This window comes from Rhizobium sp. BK399 (assembly GCF_014194695.1).
In the GTDB taxonomy this organism is placed as follows: domain Bacteria; phylum Pseudomonadota; class Alphaproteobacteria; order Rhizobiales; family Rhizobiaceae; genus Rhizobium.
This window is the reverse complement of sequence record NZ_JACIAH010000004.1, coordinates 134,981-151,870: the sequence shown is the minus strand read 5'-3', so window position 1 is coordinate 151,870 and position 16,890 is coordinate 134,981. Positions and strand designations below refer to the sequence as shown.

Genomic DNA, 16,890 nt, shown 5'->3' with positions numbered 1-16,890 from the left:
GGACCTCTGGGTCTTGGGCTTTGAGATGATGAGGGACGAAAATATGGGTAAGGTCACAGGGTTTCTGGAAATCGACCGGCAGGTGGCGAAGTATCAGCCTGCATCGGATCGCATTCGGCATTTCCGCGAATTCACGATCCCGATGTCAGACCAGGAAGTACAGAAACAGGCCGCCCGCTGCATGGACTGTGGCATCCCGTATTGCCACGGTCCGACCGGTTGTCCTGTTCATAACCAGATTCCTGATTGGAACGACCTCGTCTACAACAACAACTGGGAAGCGGCGATCCAGAACCTGCATTCCACGAACAACTTCCCGGAGTTCACCGGCCGCGTCTGCCCGGCGCCTTGTGAGGAAGCCTGCACGCTGAACCTCGAAGACACGCCGGTTGCGATCAAGACCGTCGAACAGGCGATCGCTGACAAGGCCTACGAGCTCGGCTTCATCCGGCCGCAGCCGGCCACGATTCACACCGGCAAGAAGGTTGCGATCATTGGTTCCGGCCCGGCCGGCATGGCGGCTGCCCAGCAGCTCGGTCGTGCAGGTCACGAGGTTCACCTCTACGAGCGCGAATCGAAGCCCGGCGGCCTGCTGCGCTACGGTATCCCCGACTTCAAGATGGAGAAGAACTTCATCGATCGCCGTGTCGAGCAGATGAAGGGCGAGGGCGTCACCTTCCACTGTGGCGTCAATGTCGGCGTCGACGTGAAGGTCGAGCAGCTGCTCGCCGACTACGACGCGGTGCTCTATTGCGGTGGTTCGGAAACGCCGCGCGAAGCGGGCATTCCCGGCATCGAGTTTTCCGGTGTCCACGATGCGATGCCGTACCTCGTACAGCAGAACAAGCGCGTCGGCCGCGAAAACATCGACAGCGTCGGCTGGGCGTCCGATCCGATCCTGGCAGGCGCCAAGCATGTCGTCGTCGTCGGCGGCGGCGATACCGCGTCGGACTGCGTCGGCACGGCGTTCCGTCAGGGCGCAGTGAAGGTCACGCAGCTCGACATCCGCCCGCAGCCGCCGGAGAAGGAAGACAAGCTCGCTGTCTGGCCGTTCTGGGCGACCAAGATGCGCACCTCGTCCTCGCAGGCCGAAGGCGCGATCCGGGAGTTCCAGGTCGCGACGCTCGAATTCGTCGGCGAAGACGGCGTCCTGACCGGCGTCAAGTGCTGCGAAGTTGATGAGCGCCGCAAGCCGATTGCCGGCACGGAGTTCATCATCAAGGCCGATCTCGCCTTCATCGCGATCGGTTTCAGCGGCCCATTCAAGGACAGCGTGCTGAAGGAGCTCGACGGCAAGCTCACGCTCAACACCGACCGCCGCGGCTCGACCAACGTCGTTGCCAACGATAAGGACTACAAGACCTCGGTTGACAAGTTCTGGACGGCGGGCGACGTGCGCCGCGGCCAGTCGCTGGTGGTCTGGGCGATCCGCGAGGGCCGCCAGGCCGCGCGCTCCATCGACGAAGCGCTGATGGGTTCGACGGTTCTGCCGCGGTAAGCTACATAGTTGATGGTTGGATTTAGGGCCGCTTTGAGCGGCCCTTTTTCGTCGCATCCGGACCGGATTCAGCCGGCGCTTCCGCTGCACTTGAGCTGCATCAAGCGGCCGGACTATTTAATGGTGACCTGAGCCGTGGGCTTCATTGGTGCCATGCGGTAGTCATCAACGCGACCCGCGGGGGGAGCCGCCATCTCGCCGTCCTGAACCAGTAGATCGCGTGGTGACTTGGTGGCGCTGACCGGGAAGGCTCTGCCGCCAAGAAGTTCCGCGCCGCCGTCCAGGTTGGGGTCGGAGAGGCTGATCGGTTCGGTGCGGCCGGGCATTGCCACGGCGTCGATCGCCGGTGCGTTGCCTGTGTCGAGGCGAACGAGGTCCGGGCTTGCCTGCACCCCGAGAATGCGGCGCACAGGCTTCTCGACATAGAAGGCAAGCTTGCGCCGGCCGGCCTCGGTGAGGTTGATACCGTCCGAAGTGCGCAGTCGCACCTGCTGGCCATTGATGTCGGACCCGGTGACGATAAACTCGCCGCCTTCGCTGACGAAACCGTCCCAGATATCGACAAACTCGCCGCCGACCCCCTCCATCTGCTTGCGGAACAGTTGGTTCAGCTGCACGGCATCGGCGGTCATCGCCGGCGAATCGAAGGCCGGCAGGCCGACCCAGAGCAACGGGATCTTGCGGCTGGTGACCTGCTGGCCGAAGGCTACGACGCGCCGCTGATATTCGGCATACCAACCATCGGTCCTGAACTTCTCCTTGCCGATATCCGTCACCATCTGCTGACGGTCATTCGCGCCGAGCATGACGATGACCATGGCGGGCTTTGTCTCGTCCATGAGCTTTGTCAGTTGCTGTGGCCAGTCATAGTAGTCGTCTCGGACCAGACCGGAGGCGACGTTGCTGTGCGTCTCGACGACGACGCCGGGAGAATCCCTGAACGCGGCGTCCATGCCGACGCCGAGACCGCCAGCGAGAAAATCGCCGACGACGAGAATCTTCTGGGCATTGGCAAGCTTCTCGACGACCTTTTCCTCAACGACGGCGGGAGCGGTAGGACGGGGAGATGCAGCCGCTTTCGGCGCTGCGGCCTTCTTCCTCGGCGCAGGCTGTCGCTGTGGCGCGTTCTGAGACGGCGCCTGCTGCGGCGGATACTCCTGGATGTAGCGGCGACCGAGGAAGAAATCGAGAATCGAGCGGCGATAGTAATAGCGCTCCTGGGCGTCGGCGACCTGCACCGGGAGAGCGCTGAAGAAAACCACCAGCGTCGCGGTGCCGATCGCACCCCAGCGGAGCGTTACCCGGTTTACTCGTTTACGCATAATCAGCAGCCTCGCATCTGCCGGTATTCTGGCATGGAGCGGGAACTCGCGTCCACACCCCAAAATGCATGTTGCTGATTATTCCGTCTACTTGCGAAGCGCGTTGAGCAGCGGCAGCGATGGCTCGCCATCCTGCTGCATTCCCATGCGTGCCTGGACCGCCGCGATTGCGGCCTTGGATCCGCTGCCGAAGTTCCCGTCGACCTCGCCGTCGTAATAGCCGAGCGTCTTCAGGCGCGTCTGCAATTCGAACTTTTGCTTCATATCAAGCGTACCGTCCGGTCGCGGCCAGGGCTGTTTCATGCCACCGTAGCCGGCTATCTCATCAGCCAGCAGTCCAACCGCGATGGCGTAGCTGTCCGAGGCGTTATAGTTCTTGATGGTGAAGAAGTTGGCTGTCATCAGGAAGCCTGGGCCGTTTGGTCCGGCAGGCATTTTTAGCACGGCGTTGCTGCCGCCGTCACGGAAGCTCTTGCCGTTCGGGCGGGTCAGGCCAAGGGAGGCCCACTGTGCCAGCGTATGGGTCTTCCCAGCCTGCTTGCGTGCAGCGGGGGGTACTACGACCTCATATCCCCAGGTCTTGCCCGCGTCCCAGCCGTTCTTCCTCAGCAGGTTGGCAGATGTCGCCAGGGCATCCGGCACGGAGTTCCAGATATCGCGGTGACCGTTACCGTCGGCATCGACCGCGTATAGCAGGTAGCTCGTCGGAATGAACTGGGTGTGGCCCATCGCGCCCGCCCAGGAACCGGTCATGCCATCCGGCGAGATATCGCCATTCTGCAGAATCTTCAGCGCTGCAATCAGCTGCTTCTTGGCGAATTTCGCCCGCCGTTCGTCGGCGTAGGCGAGCGTCGCGAGCGCCCGCGGCACGTAGTGCAGGCGGTCATCCTTATCGAGAACCGCACCATAGTTGGACTCCATCGACCAAATTGCGAGGAGAATCGTCTTGTCGACGCCGAACTGGCGCTGAACTGAATTCAGTGTCGAGGCGTATTTGACCGCCATCTGACGACCGATCTGAACCGTGTACGGATTTACACGGGAATCAACATAGTCCCAGATTTTCGTCGTGAATTCAGGCTGATAGGCCGCCTTTTCAAGGACCGTCGGGTCCGGATCGCTGACGCCTGCGAAGGCTTTGCGATAGGTTGCCTTGCTGATGCCATTTTGAGCGGCTGTTTGATAGAAGTCCGCGATCCACTTCTGGAACCGCTGATCGGCTTTCGCGTTGAGCGGAGCCAGACCGGCGGACGCGGTCACGATGAGTGCTAGAGCAAGACCACGAAGGGAGTTTCTGTGATTTTGAGTCATCGGCGGTCATCCGTCCTTTCGTTTCAGGCACAGCAGAGCGCGAGGTTCCGCTCAGGCCTGAGACTACCTGAACGAAGTCAACAAATTCTTTACCATGACCTAGGAACGCAGTCACCATTTGCAAAACCGTAGCAAATCTCATCTAGTCCAATCAAAATTGCCTTTTATTTCAAGCGATGAAATCATCGCAGGAGGATTGTGTGGCAGAGCATAAAAAAGTTCGCAAAGCTGTATTTCCGGTTGCGGGTCTCGGGACTCGCTTTCTCCCGGCCACGAAAGCCGTGCCGAAGGAAATGCTGACTGTCGTCGACAAACCGATCATTCAGTATGTGGTCGACGAAGCACTGGAAGCGGGCATCGAGCATTTCGTTTTCGTCACCGGCCGTAACAAGCACATCATCGAAGATTACTTCGATATCCACTTCGAGCTCGAGCAGACCCTGCGCGAGCGCAGCAAGCAGGCGGAAATGACGCTGCTTGCCGGCCAGCTTCCCAAGGCTGGTACGGTCAGCTTCACCCGCCAGCAGGAGCCGCTTGGTCTCGGCCACGCCGTCTGGTGCGCCCGCGAGATCGTCGGCAACGAGCCGTTCGCGCTGCTATTGCCCGACATGATCATGAAGAGCGAAGGCAAGGGCTGCATGAAGGGCATGATCGATCTTTATGCCCAGAGCGGCGGCAACATCATCGCCGTCGAGGAGTGCGCCCCCGATCAGGCTCACAAGTACGGTATCGTCGGTGTCGGCGACGCGGTCGGCGAGGGCTTCCGCATCACCAGCATGGTCGAGAAGCCGGCCAAGGGCACCGCTCCGTCGAACTACTTCATCAACGGTCGCTACATCCTGCAGCCTGAGGTGTTCAAGATCCTGGAAACCCAGGAACGCGGCGCCGGCAACGAAATCCAGCTGACCGACGGCATGCTGAAGTTGCTCAAGGATCAGACCTTCGCGGGCTATCACTTCCGCGGCACGACTTACGACTGCGGCGCCAAGGACGGCTTCATCCTCGCCAACGTGGCCTTCGCGCTGGAACGCGCGGATATTCGCCCGACGGTCGAAAGCGGCTTCAAGGAACTGCTGAAGGGCCTCTGAAGCAGGCCGCCGACTGAACGAACTGGATCCGCCTCCAAGCCTCCCACTTGGAGGCGGATCTCGTTTCAGCGCTTGAGTTTGAGGCCGACGCCGGCCCGCCACTGCTCGGAGTCGCTGCTCGTCTTGCGTGACGTCAGCTCGTAGCCGATGGTGCTGGTCAGATCGAGATATCGGTTGATGTTCCAGGTCAGACCGGCACTCGTGGTGTAGACCGTTTCATCACTTGTCGGGCTGTCCGAAGGATAGTCGCGATAGGTAATGCCGCCAAGCACGGTGCCCGTCAGATTGTCTCGCAACTGATGCGTGACGCCCGTCGTCAAGGCATGGGATACGTAGCCGGATTCTCCGGCGGTCGTCGACGGGTTGATGCTGGTCAGCAGGCCGATGTTAACGTCGGTACCCCTCAGCGGCGACCACAGCAGTTGTGCGTCCACGACGGCTGTATCGATGTCCGAGAGGCGGTCGTCGTCGAAGGTCGCAGTCTCATAGCCGATTCCAACCTCGCCGCGAAGTTTTTCGCCCATGTCGAGTTCGACACCGACCTTGGCGCCATAGCTGTCCCCCGAACGGCGGAAGCCGGCGGAGTCAACACTCTGGTCATAGACCGTCTTGCCGACATTGGCCTCGACAAACGGGATCAAGGCCGGGGACAGCTCATAGCCGATACGGCCGCGGATCGTGCCGTTGGTCTCGTTGCGATCGCTCAGGGAAACCGTGGTGCCGTCCGCCAAGGTGGCGTCGGAGTAAATCGTGCGGACCAGATCGATGCCGGTGCTGCCACGCAGGATGCCGAAGTCGCGCTCGATCGAGGCGCCGGTGCTGAATTCCTGGACATCGGATTGCTTGTCGGCGTTCTGCAGGGCATTCGGATCATCTGTGTCTTCGCGGTAGAAATGGTAGCCACCGATTATGTGGGCTGTCGTGTCCTGCGGAAGGTCGAGGCGCAGATCACCGTTGATCCTGAAATCCGGCTGCTCCTCGCCTTCGCCGCTGACGTTCTTTTGCCAAGCGCCGTCGGTGGTCACCAAAAGCTGATGCAACGCCCAGTCCGAAGTCAGCGTCGCGTGCATGTCTGTTTCGAGAAACGCACGCGTCTGCTTGGTGCCGGCGTCTTTCTGGGTCTCGGTGTTGATGCTCTGGGTAACGGTCGGACGCAGCACGAAGGTGCCGATGTGGATGCCGGGCGTTTCCTCGGTTGCCGGGTTGGGTTCCGGTTTGCGGCTTGGCAGCCGCTCGTCGAGCGGCGCCTCGCGCGTGTTCAGGCGTATCATGTCCTCGTCGAGAATTGCGCCGGTGGTTTCATCGCTCGGCTTCTGATCGCCAGCTGCAATGGGGGCGGCGTTTGCTCCTGACGTCGGACTTTCGGTTATCGTCGGGATGGCGGTCGGTCCTTCAGGGATATCGCTTTCATCTTCCGCCGCCGCGGTAACCGGTGCATTGGACGAGCGTATCGCGCTGTTGGAGACCGGCATCGACTGAGCAACTGCGGGTTGAGACGCGAAGACGGCGCCAACAGTCAGAGCTATGGATACGGCAAAGCCCGCCGCGCGGAGCGGCGTGAGACTGCTCGTATCCTTCCAATGGCCCATGTCTATCCTGGCATGCTTCGAAGCGTTACCCGAACGTAAAGGCTTGTGGTTAACCATTCGTTGCGCCGGTATGCCCTGCGGATCAGCCAATGGACTCAGCCGGTGAAAACCGCTAACGCAGTGCCATGACCAAAAGAGCGATAAATGTCATCGAAAACGGTGTCCTGGAGTCCGCCAGACGGACGATCGATACCGAGAGGCGGGCGCTTGAAGCATTGGAGCGCGCATTTGACGATGCCCTTGCGGTCTCCTTCATGCGCGCAGTCGAGACGATCACCGGGATCTCCGGTCGCGTCATCGTTACCGGCGTCGGCAAAAGCGGCCATATCGGTGTGAAGATCGCTGCGACGCTGGCGTCAACAGGCACGCCCGCGTTCTTCGTCCACGCTGCAGAGGCCAATCACGGCGATCTCGGCATGATCGGCACGACTGATGTCGTGCTTGCCCTCTCCAAGGGCGGAGAGAGCGCTGAGCTTCGCAGCATCATCGCCTATACGCGCCGGTTTTCGATTCCGCTGATTGCCGTCACTTGCTCTGAGAAATCGTCGCTCGCCGCCGCCTCGGACATCATTCTTTTGATGCCGAACGAAGAGGAAGCCTGCCCGCATGGACTTGCGCCGACGACGTCGACGCTGATGCAGCTTGCCATGGGTGATGCGCTTGCCATTGCATTGCTCGAGGCACGGGGCTTCACGGCGCGCGATTTCCATGTGTTCCATCCGGGCGGAAAGCTCGGCGCGAGCCTCAGCCATGTCGCTGATATCATGCATACGGGCGATCGTGTCCCGCTGGTGGCGAGGGGAACGCCGGTGCCGGTGGCGATCTCGACGTTGTCTCGCAAGCATTTCGGCTGCGTCGGCATTCTCGACGAAAACGAGCGCCTTTGCGGGATCATCACGGAAGGCGATCTGGCGCGTAATCTAACGCGCAACCTCTCCGAACTGGTGGTCGACGACATCATGACGCGGACGCCGAAGACAGTGAAGGCGACCGTGCTGGCGACGGCTGCTCTTGCAATGCTGAACCAGCACAGCATCGGTGCGCTGATCGTCGTCGATGATGACAATCGCCCGATCGGGCTCGTGCACTTCCACGATCTGCTGCGGATCGGCGTGGCCTGATCAGGCCGGCTCCACGGTCAGATCGCGGCCGCTGCTTGCCACGACCTTTACCCTGGTGCCCACTGGCAGATCGGGGCCGCTGACGCGCCAGACCGTATCGTCAAGGCGAATGCGTCCGCGCCCCTCGCGAATTGGCTCTGCCAAGGTCGCCGTGCGCCCGACGAGGCTTTCTGCCCGCTGATTGAGGAAAGGCTGGTCGGTCTCGCCATGCTGCAGGGTCAGCTTTCGGCCGATGAAGGTTGTCGCGACGGCAAGCAGCGCAAACAGGATGGCCTGCACCTGCCAGAACCAGAAGCTGTTATCCCAGAACAGCAGCGACAGAATGCCGACGATTAAGGCGGCAAGGCCGATCCAGATGAGGAAGAAGCCCGGCGCGACCAATTCTGCGGCCAACAGGATCAGGCCGGCGATCCACCAACTCCAGGGTCCGAGTTCCGCGACAAGGGCGGCGATCATGGCTCAACGCTCCGTTGGCGGGTTGAAAGGGTTGACGGCCGGAGCAGTACGCGGCGTTGACTGCGGGCGCGGCGCAGACGGGGTCGGGTTATCGCCGAAGACCTCCTTGGCAATCGCGCCGATACCGCCAAGCGATCCGATGAGGGAAGACGCCTCCATCGGCATCAGCACCACCTTGGAATTGCCGGCGGTGCCGATCGACGCCAGCGCTTCGGTGTATTTCTGAGCTACGAAGTAGTTGATTGCCTGAACGTTGCCCGAGGCAATCGCTTCGGACACCATCTTCGTTGCCTTGGCTTCAGCCTCGGCCAGACGCTCTCGCGCCTCGGCGTTGCGGAAGGCTGCTTCGCGCTGGCCCTCGGCCTGCAAAATGGCGGACTGCTTGGCGCCCTCGGCCCGCAGGATCTGGGAGTTGCGGGAACCTTCCGCTTCGAGCACCTGAGCACGTTTCTCGCGTTCGGCCTTCATCTGCCGCGCCATGGCGTCGACGAGGTCGCGCGGCGGCTGGATGTCCTTGATCTCGACGCGCGTCACCTTGATGCCCCACGGCTGCACCGCATCGTCGACGACGCGCAACAGCCGGTCGTTGATTGCGTCACGGTTCGACAGCAACTCGTCGAGATCCATGGAACCCATGACCGTGCGGATGTTGGTCATCGTCAGGTTCAGAATGGCATTCTCGAGGTGCGCGACCTGATAGGCCGCCTCGGCAGCGTTGAGAACCTGGAAGAAGGCGACAGCGTCGGTTGAGATGGAGGCGTTGTCCTTGGTGATGACCTCCTGCGTCGGCACATTGAGAACCTGCTCCATGACGTTCATGCGGGCGCCCACGCGCTCGATGAATGGGGTGATCAGATTGAGGCCCGGCTCGAGGGTTCGGGTGTAACGACCGAAGCGCTCGATCGTGTAGCGGTAGCCCTGCGGTACTGTCTTGATCCCGGCAAACAGCACGAGAATGACAAAGACTACCAGTGCAATGACGACGATATCGAAGCCGCCCAGAACCATAAAACTCCCCCGCGATAGAATCGACTGACGCAACCTTAAACGAGCCGACCTCAAACGCCAGTATCCTTGGGCCGGCAACGGCATTTACTGACGGATTCGATATGGGGAGCCTGCTGGCTATTCACAACGGGGCCGCTTTGGCCTAGAAGACCCGCAGGAAATACCGGTCGCAGCCCACCCGGTCAAAACAAGGGATCCTCATCATGAAGACTATCGTCATCTGCTCCGGCGGATTGGACTCCATTTCGCTTGCCCATAGGGTCGCAGCGGAGCATCAGCTTATCAGCCTGCTTTCGTTCGACTACGGACAGCGCCACCGCAAGGAACTGGACTTCGCCACGGGCTGTGCCAAGCGGCTCGGCGTGCCCCATCAGATCATCGATATCCGGACCATCGGTCGGCACCTGACGGGATCGGCGTTGACCGACGACGTTGACGTGCCAGACGGGCACTATGCCGAGGAGACGATGAAGACGACCGTGGTGCCGAACCGCAACGCCATCATGCTGGCGATCGCTTTCGGCCTCGCGGCGGCCCAGAAGGTGGATGCCGTTGCTGTCGCGGTGCATGGCGGCGACCATTTCATCTATCCCGATTGTCGCCCAGGCTTCATCGATGCCTTCCAGGAGATGCAGAACCAGGCGCTCGACGGCTATGCCAGCGTTTCGCTGTTCGCTCCCTACGTTAACATATCGAAGGCCGATATCGTCACCGACGGTGCGAAACATGGGACGCCGTTTGCCGAGACGTGGTCCTGCTACAAGGGCGGCACGCGCCATTGCGGACGCTGCGGCACCTGCGTCGAGCGGCGCGAGGCTTTCCATCTGGCCGGCATCGCCGATCCGACGGAATACGAGGATCCGGATTTTTGGGAAGCCGCAACGTCTGGCTATTCGGCCAGGGAGGTGAAGTGATGTTTCGCATCACCAAGGAATTTCACTTCTCCGCTTCTCACCAGCTGACGCATCTGCCTGCCGATCACCAGTGTGCGCGGCTGCATGGGCACAATTACATCGTCGTGGTCGAGCTTGCGTCCGCCGAGCTCGATGAAAACGGCTTCGTGCGCGACTATCATGAGCTTTCGCCGCTGAAGCGCTACATCGACGAACGGTTCGACCATCGGCACCTGAACGAGGTGTTTGGCCATGATCGCGTAACCTCGGAATATCTTGCCAAGCACTTCTACAACTGGTGCAAGGAGCGGCTGCCGGAGACCTCGGCCGTGCGTGTCAGCGAGACGCCGAAGACCTGGGCGGAATACCGGCCATGAGTGGGGCTCGCGAGGCGCCGATCCGCGTCAGCGAGATCTTCGGGCCGACGATCCAGGGAGAGGGCGTGCTGATCGGCCTGCCGACCATCTTCGTTCGAACCGGTGGCTGCGATTACCGCTGTTCGTGGTGCGACAGCCTGCATGCTGTCGATAGCGAGTATCGCGATCAATGGCTGCCGATGACTGTTGATGGCATATGGGCTGATGTGACACGGCTCTCCGGCGGCAAGCCGCTGATGGTCTCGCTTTCGGGTGGCAACCCGGCGATCCAGCCGCTTGGCGGTCTTATCGCGCATGGGCACGCGCAAGGCTACAAGTTCGCGCTGGAGACGCAGGGCAGCGTCGCCAAGGAATGGTTTGCCGACCTCGATGTGCTGGTGCTGAGCCCGAAGCCGCCGTCGAGCGGTATGGCGACGGATTGGGATGCGTTCGACGACTGTCTTCGCTTGGCTGGCAATGGGCCGGCGATCGCGCTGAAGATCGTCGTTTTCGACGATCGCGACTATGCCTATGCGCGAGAAGCGGCGGCGCGTTATCCAGATCTCTCCGTCTATTTGCAGCCAGGGAACCATACGCCACCGCCGCCGGATGACGACGACGCGCGCGTCGATATCGACGGCATCATGGACAGGATGCTGTGGCTGGTCGACAAGGTGGCCGAGGACCGGTGGTTCGAGGCCCGCGTGCTGCCCCAGCTGCATGTGCTGCTGTGGGGCAACAAGCGCGGCGTCTGATCAGACCCAGCCGAGCAGTTCGCGGCGGACGACCTTTTCCAGCACCCGCATGCCGTCCTCGCTGTCGTTGAGGCAGGGGATGTGCGCGAACTTCTCGCCGCCGTTCTCGTGGAAGGAATGGGCGGCCTGCTCGGCGATTTCTTCCAAGGTTTCCAGACAGTCGGAAACGAAGCCGGGGTTGAGGACGGCGATCTTCTTGACGCCGTCCTGTGCGAGCTTCTCGACGGTCTTGTCGGTGTAGGGCTGCAGCCACTCTTCCGGCCCGAAGCGGGACTGGAAAGTCACCATGAACTTGTCTTCGGGAAGTCCCAGCCGTTCGCGCAACAGGCGACCGGTCTTCTGGCACTGGCAATAGTAGGGATCGCCAAGCTTGAAGTAGGACATCGGAATGCCGTGAAAGGAAGCGACCACCATGTCCGGCTGCCAGTCGAGCGTCGCCAGGTGGTTCGTCACCGAATTGGCAAGCGCGTCGATGTAGGTCTCGTCGTCATGATAGTCGGGGACGGTGCGCAGCGCCGGCTGCCAGCGCATCTTGAGCAGATGCTGGAAGGCCTTGTCGTTGACGGTCGCCGTCGTTGCGGCGGCGTATTGCGGATAGAGCGGGAAGAGCACGATGCGGTCGCAGCCTTCATCCTTCAGCGCCTGGATGCGTGAGGGAATCGAGGGCGTGCCGTAGCGCATCGCCCAATCGACCTTGACGTCAGGCAGGTCCTGCAGGCGCTCGACCATGAGGTCGGACTGGTTGCGCGTGTAGGTGCGCAGGTAGCTTTCGTTCCTGTCCTTGTTCCAGATCGTCTCATAGGCCTTGCCCACCTTCTGCGGGCGCGTGTTGAGGACGATGCCGAACAGGATCGGGTACCATTTCCAGGGCGACCATTCGATGACGCGCTTGTCGGTCAGGAACTCCCGGAGGTAACGGCGCATCGAGGTGTAGTCGGTGCCATCGGGCGTGCCGAGATTGACGAGCAGGACGCCCACCTTGCCTGATTTCACGGGCGGGTGATCCGCCGGGCGGCGTGCAGTATCAACAGTCGTCATGTGAGCCCCGGTATCTTGTCTGCCCGGCTCATACGCAGCCGGGTCACGATGGTTCACCCTATAGAACAAAAGCCGGCTCGGGAAACCCCCGGACCGGCTCGTCGGATCGAGACAAATCGTCTTACTTCGACGGAATCTGCAGTTCCTTGCCGATCGTCAGATGCCGCGGCGCCGGCTTGCCGTTGGCTTCTGAGATCTTCTGCCAGAGCGCGCCCTCGCCGTAGAACTGCTTGGCGAGTTCCCAGAGCGTGTCGCCGGCCGCGATCACGTGATTGGTCGGCGTGTTGGGAGCAAGTGCAGCTGGAGCTTCGGCGGTGGGCGCTGCCGGGGCTGCCGGAGAGGCGGGCGCGGGTTCCGTTGCGGACGGCGCTTGCGTGCCGGAGGCTGCGACTTCGGTTACACGCCCGTCGGTGTAGGGCTTGTAGGGCGAGTGCGCTGCCAGGTATTCGGCCGTCACGTCGGCAAGGTCGGGTCCGAAGTCGTAGGCGTTCTTGCCTGCCGTCTCGAAGATCGAGTAGCCGTCGCCACCAGCGCGCATGAAGTTGTTGGTGACAACGCCGTAGGTCTTCTGATCGTCGAGCGGTACGAAGGCGTCGCCGTCCTTGACCTCAACCGAAACGAGGCGGCTGCCGGCGGGCTTCGTTTTGTCGAAGGTGTATTTCAGGCCCGATACCTGCGGGAAGCGGCCGGCGCCCTCTTCGATCTTGCCGAGGCCGTTTTCCAATGCCTTGCGAATATCGGCGCCCGTCAGCTGGAAGGTCGCCAACGTATTCTGGAACGGCAGAACGGTGATGACTTCGCCCTGAGTGACGTCGCCCGCATCGATCGATGCGCGCAGGCCGCCGCCATTCTGGATGGCGATGGTCATGCCCTGGCTCTTGCCGCGGTCGAGCATGGCATCGGCCACGAGGTTACCCATCGAGCATTCCTCGACACGGCAGACAGTGCGGTCGCCCTGGATCGGGGCTTCGGCGGAGCCGATGACCTTCTTGCGCAGCTCCTCGATCGGCTTGGCGAGTTCCGCGATCCGGGCGGTGAGCGTCGGATCAGGGGTGAACGAGGAATCGATCAGGATCGGATCGCCCTTGGCGTCCTTGACCACGCCATTGTCATCGAAGGTGACCACGAGATCGCCGAGATACTTGCTGTAGGACGCAGCCTGGACCACCGGCACCTTGTAACCGCCGGGATTGTCGACCATCGTCGGGTAGGGGCCTTCCGCCTTCGGATCGGTATTGGACAGCAGGCTGTGCGAATGGCCACCGACGACAACATCGACATCGGGAATCTTGGCGATGGCCGCGAGGTCGCGCGGATAGCCGACATGGGTCAACGCGATGATCTTGTTGACACCCTGCTTCTTCAGGTCTTCGACGGCTGCCGTGATGGTCTGCACGTCGTCGGCGATCATCACCTTCGGGCCGGGCGAGGAGAGTTCTTCGGTGTCGTTGGTCACTGCGCCGACGATGCCGATCTTCTGGCCGCCGACATCGAGCACCAGCGAGGGCTTGATGCGGTCGCCGAGCTTGGAGCCGTCACCGGCCAGCACGTTGGCTGAAATGACAGGGAATTTCACCTTGTCGAGGAAGGTTGCCAAACCATCCTCGCTGTCGTCGAACTCATGGTTGCCGACGGTCATGACGTCGAACTTCATGTCGTTCAGCACTTCGGCTTCGGCGGCGCCCTTGTAGGTCGTGTAGAAAAGCGAGCCCTGGAAATTGTCGCCAGCATTGAGCAGCAGCACGTTCTTGCCATCAAGGGCGTTGCGGCGCTGGTCGATCGCGGTCTTCAGGCGGGCGGCGCCACCGAAGCATTCCTTCTTGCCTTCCTCCTCGGCAGAGCAGGTGGAATCGAACTTGTTGATCGACTCGATGCGCGAATGGAAATCGTTGATGTGAAGAATATTGAGTTCATAATCGGCAAAGGCGGCACCGCTCGACAGCGCCAGCATCGACGCGGTCAGCAGACCGAATTGAAATGATTTCGTCATCCTGCTCTCCTGATTTTTGGGGCGAAGCCTTTGACCCCTGCGCTCCGCCGTCCCTGCACGATCGATGTTTCCATCAAGCCCTTAGCGGCGGCAAGAGAAAAAGCTGTAACAGAAGCAGCGCATTCCAAGGGCGGTAAACGAAAAACCTCGCGAGAGGCTGCTTTCAACAAACCCTAGAGCTGCTTTCCTTTTTGGAACGACGAAAATCTGCTCAGGCTGCGAAAGCAGTCATCCTCTGAAACCGGCTTGTTGAGAATTTGAGGACGGCCAGCGTGATCTCGCGGCAGCAACGTGACGTCAATCGGTCGCCCGACCCCGTTCTATAAATAACGGCGGTCGCGTCCTCGGGCCTTTTGGCAGACCAGAACCATTTAGTCCAACGCAAATCGAACTTTACAGCTCTACATGCGGCGCGCGAGCGTGAATTGGGAGCCGGCATCCGACGTGCAGTTGAGCTGGTTCTGGCTCACCAGCGCACAATTGACCTTGGATTGTGTCTTGCGCACCAGCGAGGTCATGTTGATCTCGACCAGCGACGGCGAGGTGTTCACATAAGTGCCCGACGCGAGAAGCTGGTTGCTGTCGGTCGTGCGAGTGGTGAAGGTTCCGGCCTGGAATGTGGAGATGATGCCGTTCGGATCCGACCATGAACCCTCAACGCCTGTTTGAGCCGGGGTTGCTGCGACCGGCACCGGGCGTGGCGACGACGTATTGCAAGCAGTCAGGGCTGCGGCGGCGCCGAGAAGGACAAGGAGGGGTCTGATTTTCATGAGCTTCTCCCGGGGATTCGGAACGAGAACTATCCGTGTGGTTGTGAGACACATGGCGCGGGCCGCCGGGGAAGGCAAGGCTCCACGCTCTCCAGACGGCATTTATACAGCAGGCGTTACAAAAATGCCCGCCTTGCGACGGGCATCTTCGAATGCGGTTCGACTGAGATCAGCGAACGAGGATGTTCTTGAACTGCCACGGATCCTTGGTGTCGATATCTTCCGGGAAGAGACCCGGACGACCATCGAGCGGAGTCCAGTCGGTGTAGTGACCTTCGACCGGGCCGAGGTACTGGCTCTGCACCTCGAGGCAGCGCTTGTAATCGACTTCGTCGGCTTCGACGATGCCGGCACCGGGGTTTTCGAGTGCCCAGACCATCCCGGCGAGAACGGCGGAGGTCACCTGCATGCCCGTCGCGTTCTGGTAAGGCGCGATGCGGCGGGTTTCTTCCAGCGACAGGCGCGAACCGTACCAGTAGGCGTTCTTTTCGTGGCCATAGAGCAGGACGCCGAGTTCGTCGACGCCGTCCTCCAGTTCGTCTTCGTCGAGAACGTGGTGAACCGGCTGCGGGTTGCCGCCGTTGCCGAACATCTCATGCATCGAGAGAACCGCGTCGTTCGCCGGATGATAGGCGTAGTGGCAGGTCGGGCGGAAGGTGACTTCGCCGTCCTTGTCGCGAACGGTGAAGAAGTCGGCGATCGAGATCGCCTCGTTGTGGGTGACGAGGAAGCCGTACTGCGGGCCTGGCGTCGGGCACCAGGTGCGGACGCGGGTGTTGGCGCCGGGCTGCTCGAGGTATATCGCAGCCTTGCAGCCCTTCTTGTGCTTCTTGCCATTCTTCGGCATCCAGTTTTCGTGGGTGCCCCAGCCGAGTTCGGCCGGCTGCAGACCTTCGGAGATGAAGCCTTCGACGGACCAGGTGTTCCAGAAGACGTTGAGCGGCTTCGGATGTTTGGTGCGCTGGGTGTCGCGCTCGGCGATGTGGATGCCCTTGACGCCGACCTTCTTCATCAGCTTCGCCCAGCCTTCGCGGTCATGCTGATCCGGCTCTTCGAAATTCAGGCCGATGTCGTTGGCGAGGTTGACGAGCGCCTGCTTGACGAACCACGAGACCATGCCCGGGTTTGCACCGCAGGTGGAGACGGCCGTCGGGCCGCCCGGATTTTTGGCTTTTTCCTTGCGAAGGGTTTCGCGCAGAGCATAGTTGGTGCGGTCGGCATTCTTCATGCTCTTGTCGAAATAGAAGCCCAGCCACGGCTCGATGACGGTGTCGATGTAGAGGGCGCCGAGCTTGCGGCAGAGCTTCATCAGGTCGACCGACCCGGTGTCGACGGAAAGATTGACACAGAAGCCCTGGCCGCCACCTTCAGTCAGAAGCGGCTTCAGCAACTCCTTGTAGTTGTCCTTCGTGACATGCGCCTTGATGTGCTTCACGCCGTGCTTTGCCATGATTTCGGTGTGATCTGCGTCGTCGCGCGGGTCGATGACAACCATCCGGCTCTTGTCGAATTTGAAGTGGCGCTCGATCAGCGGCAGGGTGCCACGGCCGATGGAGCCAAAGCCGATCATGACGATCGGGCCGGTAATTTCGGCATATACCGGGTGGTTGTGTTCCGTCATTCTTTCTTTTCTCCTGTGGAAGGCGACGAAGGCGATAGCCTCTAAGAATTTATCTGAAAATGCGCAGATAATGC

At 61.1% G+C, this 16,890-nt stretch carries 15 protein-coding genes; 6 read left to right on the top strand and 9 right to left on the bottom strand.

Annotation, left to right across the window (positions count from 1 at the left end; genetic code table 11):
* Window positions 1-43 precede the first annotated feature (43 nt).
* Window positions 44-1,498 (top strand): glutamate synthase subunit beta, encoded by a 1,455-nt coding sequence (locus FHT97_RS11505; protein ID WP_183755789.1) that lies wholly within the window; start codon window positions 44-46, stop codon window positions 1,496-1,498.
* A 113-nt stretch (window positions 1,499-1,611) separates the two neighbouring features.
* Here FHT97_RS11505 and FHT97_RS11500 read toward each other — a convergent pair whose 3' ends face one another.
* On the bottom strand, window positions 1,612-2,820 hold the full coding sequence (locus FHT97_RS11500; protein WP_183862237.1) for a DUF459 domain-containing protein: 1,209 nt from the start codon (window positions 2,818-2,820) through the stop codon (window positions 1,612-1,614).
* An 87-nt stretch (window positions 2,821-2,907) separates the two neighbouring features.
* The gene (locus FHT97_RS11495) at window positions 2,908-4,131 is read right to left on the bottom strand and encodes a lytic murein transglycosylase (protein WP_183755787.1); all 1,224 of its coding nucleotides are present in this window, start codon (window positions 4,129-4,131) and stop codon (window positions 2,908-2,910) included.
* Between the two features lie 200 nt (window positions 4,132-4,331).
* Here FHT97_RS11495 and galU point away from each other — a divergent pair, with 200 nt between their 5' ends.
* Entirely contained in the window at window positions 4,332-5,219 is an 888-nt protein-coding gene (gene galU / locus FHT97_RS11490; protein WP_016557108.1) for a UTP--glucose-1-phosphate uridylyltransferase GalU, read from the top strand.
* Between the two features lie 65 nt (window positions 5,220-5,284).
* Here the strand turns inward: galU and FHT97_RS11485 are convergent, their stop codons facing one another.
* Window positions 5,285-6,808, bottom strand: coding sequence for an outer membrane beta-barrel protein (locus FHT97_RS11485; protein ID WP_183862235.1), 1,524 nt, complete (start codon window positions 6,806-6,808; stop codon window positions 5,285-5,287).
* A gap of 125 nt (window positions 6,809-6,933) precedes the next feature.
* Between FHT97_RS11485 and FHT97_RS11480 the strand changes: the two genes are divergently transcribed.
* Window positions 6,934-7,929 carry a KpsF/GutQ family sugar-phosphate isomerase gene (locus FHT97_RS11480; protein ID WP_183862233.1) on the top strand — a complete coding sequence of 332 codons (996 nt, stop codon included), beginning with the start codon at window positions 6,934-6,936 and terminating at the stop codon, window positions 7,927-7,929.
* On the opposite strand, the gene FHT97_RS11475 is transcribed toward FHT97_RS11480, so the two are convergent.
* Window positions 7,930-8,385, bottom strand: coding sequence for an NfeD family protein (locus FHT97_RS11475; RefSeq protein ID WP_183755784.1), 456 nt, complete (start codon window positions 8,383-8,385; stop codon window positions 7,930-7,932).
* A gap of 3 nt (window positions 8,386-8,388) precedes the next feature.
* Window positions 8,389-9,393 (bottom strand): SPFH domain-containing protein, encoded by a 1,005-nt coding sequence (locus tag FHT97_RS11470; RefSeq protein ID WP_183862231.1) that lies wholly within the window; start codon window positions 9,391-9,393, stop codon window positions 8,389-8,391.
* A gap of 203 nt (window positions 9,394-9,596) precedes the next feature.
* Between FHT97_RS11470 and queC the strand changes: the two genes are divergently transcribed.
* Genes queC through queE form a run of 3 tightly spaced genes read left to right on the top strand, consistent with a single transcriptional unit; the run spans window position 9,597 to window position 11,397 of the window.
* Window positions 9,597-10,307: a 7-cyano-7-deazaguanine synthase QueC gene (gene queC / locus FHT97_RS11465; RefSeq protein ID WP_183862230.1), complete on the top strand. Its 711-nt coding sequence runs from the start codon at window positions 9,597-9,599 to the stop codon at window positions 10,305-10,307.
* Window positions 10,307-10,663 (top strand): 6-carboxytetrahydropterin synthase QueD, encoded by a 357-nt coding sequence (gene queD, locus FHT97_RS11460; RefSeq protein ID WP_183862228.1) that lies wholly within the window; start codon window positions 10,307-10,309, stop codon window positions 10,661-10,663. The genes queC and queD overlap by 1 nt, the downstream gene beginning before the upstream one ends.
* Window positions 10,660-11,397, top strand: coding sequence for a 7-carboxy-7-deazaguanine synthase QueE (queE, locus tag FHT97_RS11455; protein WP_183862226.1), 738 nt, complete (start codon window positions 10,660-10,662; stop codon window positions 11,395-11,397). Before queD ends, queE begins: the two co-directional genes overlap by 4 nt.
* On the opposite strand, the gene hemH is transcribed toward queE, so the two are convergent.
* The 4 genes from hemH to FHT97_RS11435 all read right to left on the bottom strand — a co-directional run bounded on the left by hemH (window position 11,398) and on the right by FHT97_RS11435 (window position 16,816).
* Complete coding sequence (gene hemH, locus FHT97_RS11450) at window positions 11,398-12,435, bottom strand: ferrochelatase (RefSeq protein ID WP_183862224.1); 1,038 nt, start codon at window positions 12,433-12,435, stop codon at window positions 11,398-11,400.
* A 121-nt stretch (window positions 12,436-12,556) separates the two neighbouring features.
* Complete coding sequence (locus FHT97_RS11445; RefSeq protein WP_183862222.1) at window positions 12,557-14,425, bottom strand: 5'-nucleotidase C-terminal domain-containing protein; 1,869 nt, start codon at window positions 14,423-14,425, stop codon at window positions 12,557-12,559.
* A 401-nt stretch (window positions 14,426-14,826) separates the two neighbouring features.
* The gene (gene omp10 / locus FHT97_RS11440; protein WP_183862220.1) at window positions 14,827-15,195 is read right to left on the bottom strand and encodes an outer membrane lipoprotein Omp10; all 369 of its coding nucleotides are present in this window, start codon (window positions 15,193-15,195) and stop codon (window positions 14,827-14,829) included.
* Window positions 15,196-15,364: 169 nt separating this feature from the next.
* Complete coding sequence (locus FHT97_RS11435) at window positions 15,365-16,816, bottom strand: homospermidine synthase (RefSeq protein WP_183862218.1); 1,452 nt, start codon at window positions 16,814-16,816, stop codon at window positions 15,365-15,367.
* Window positions 16,817-16,890 lie beyond the last annotated feature (74 nt).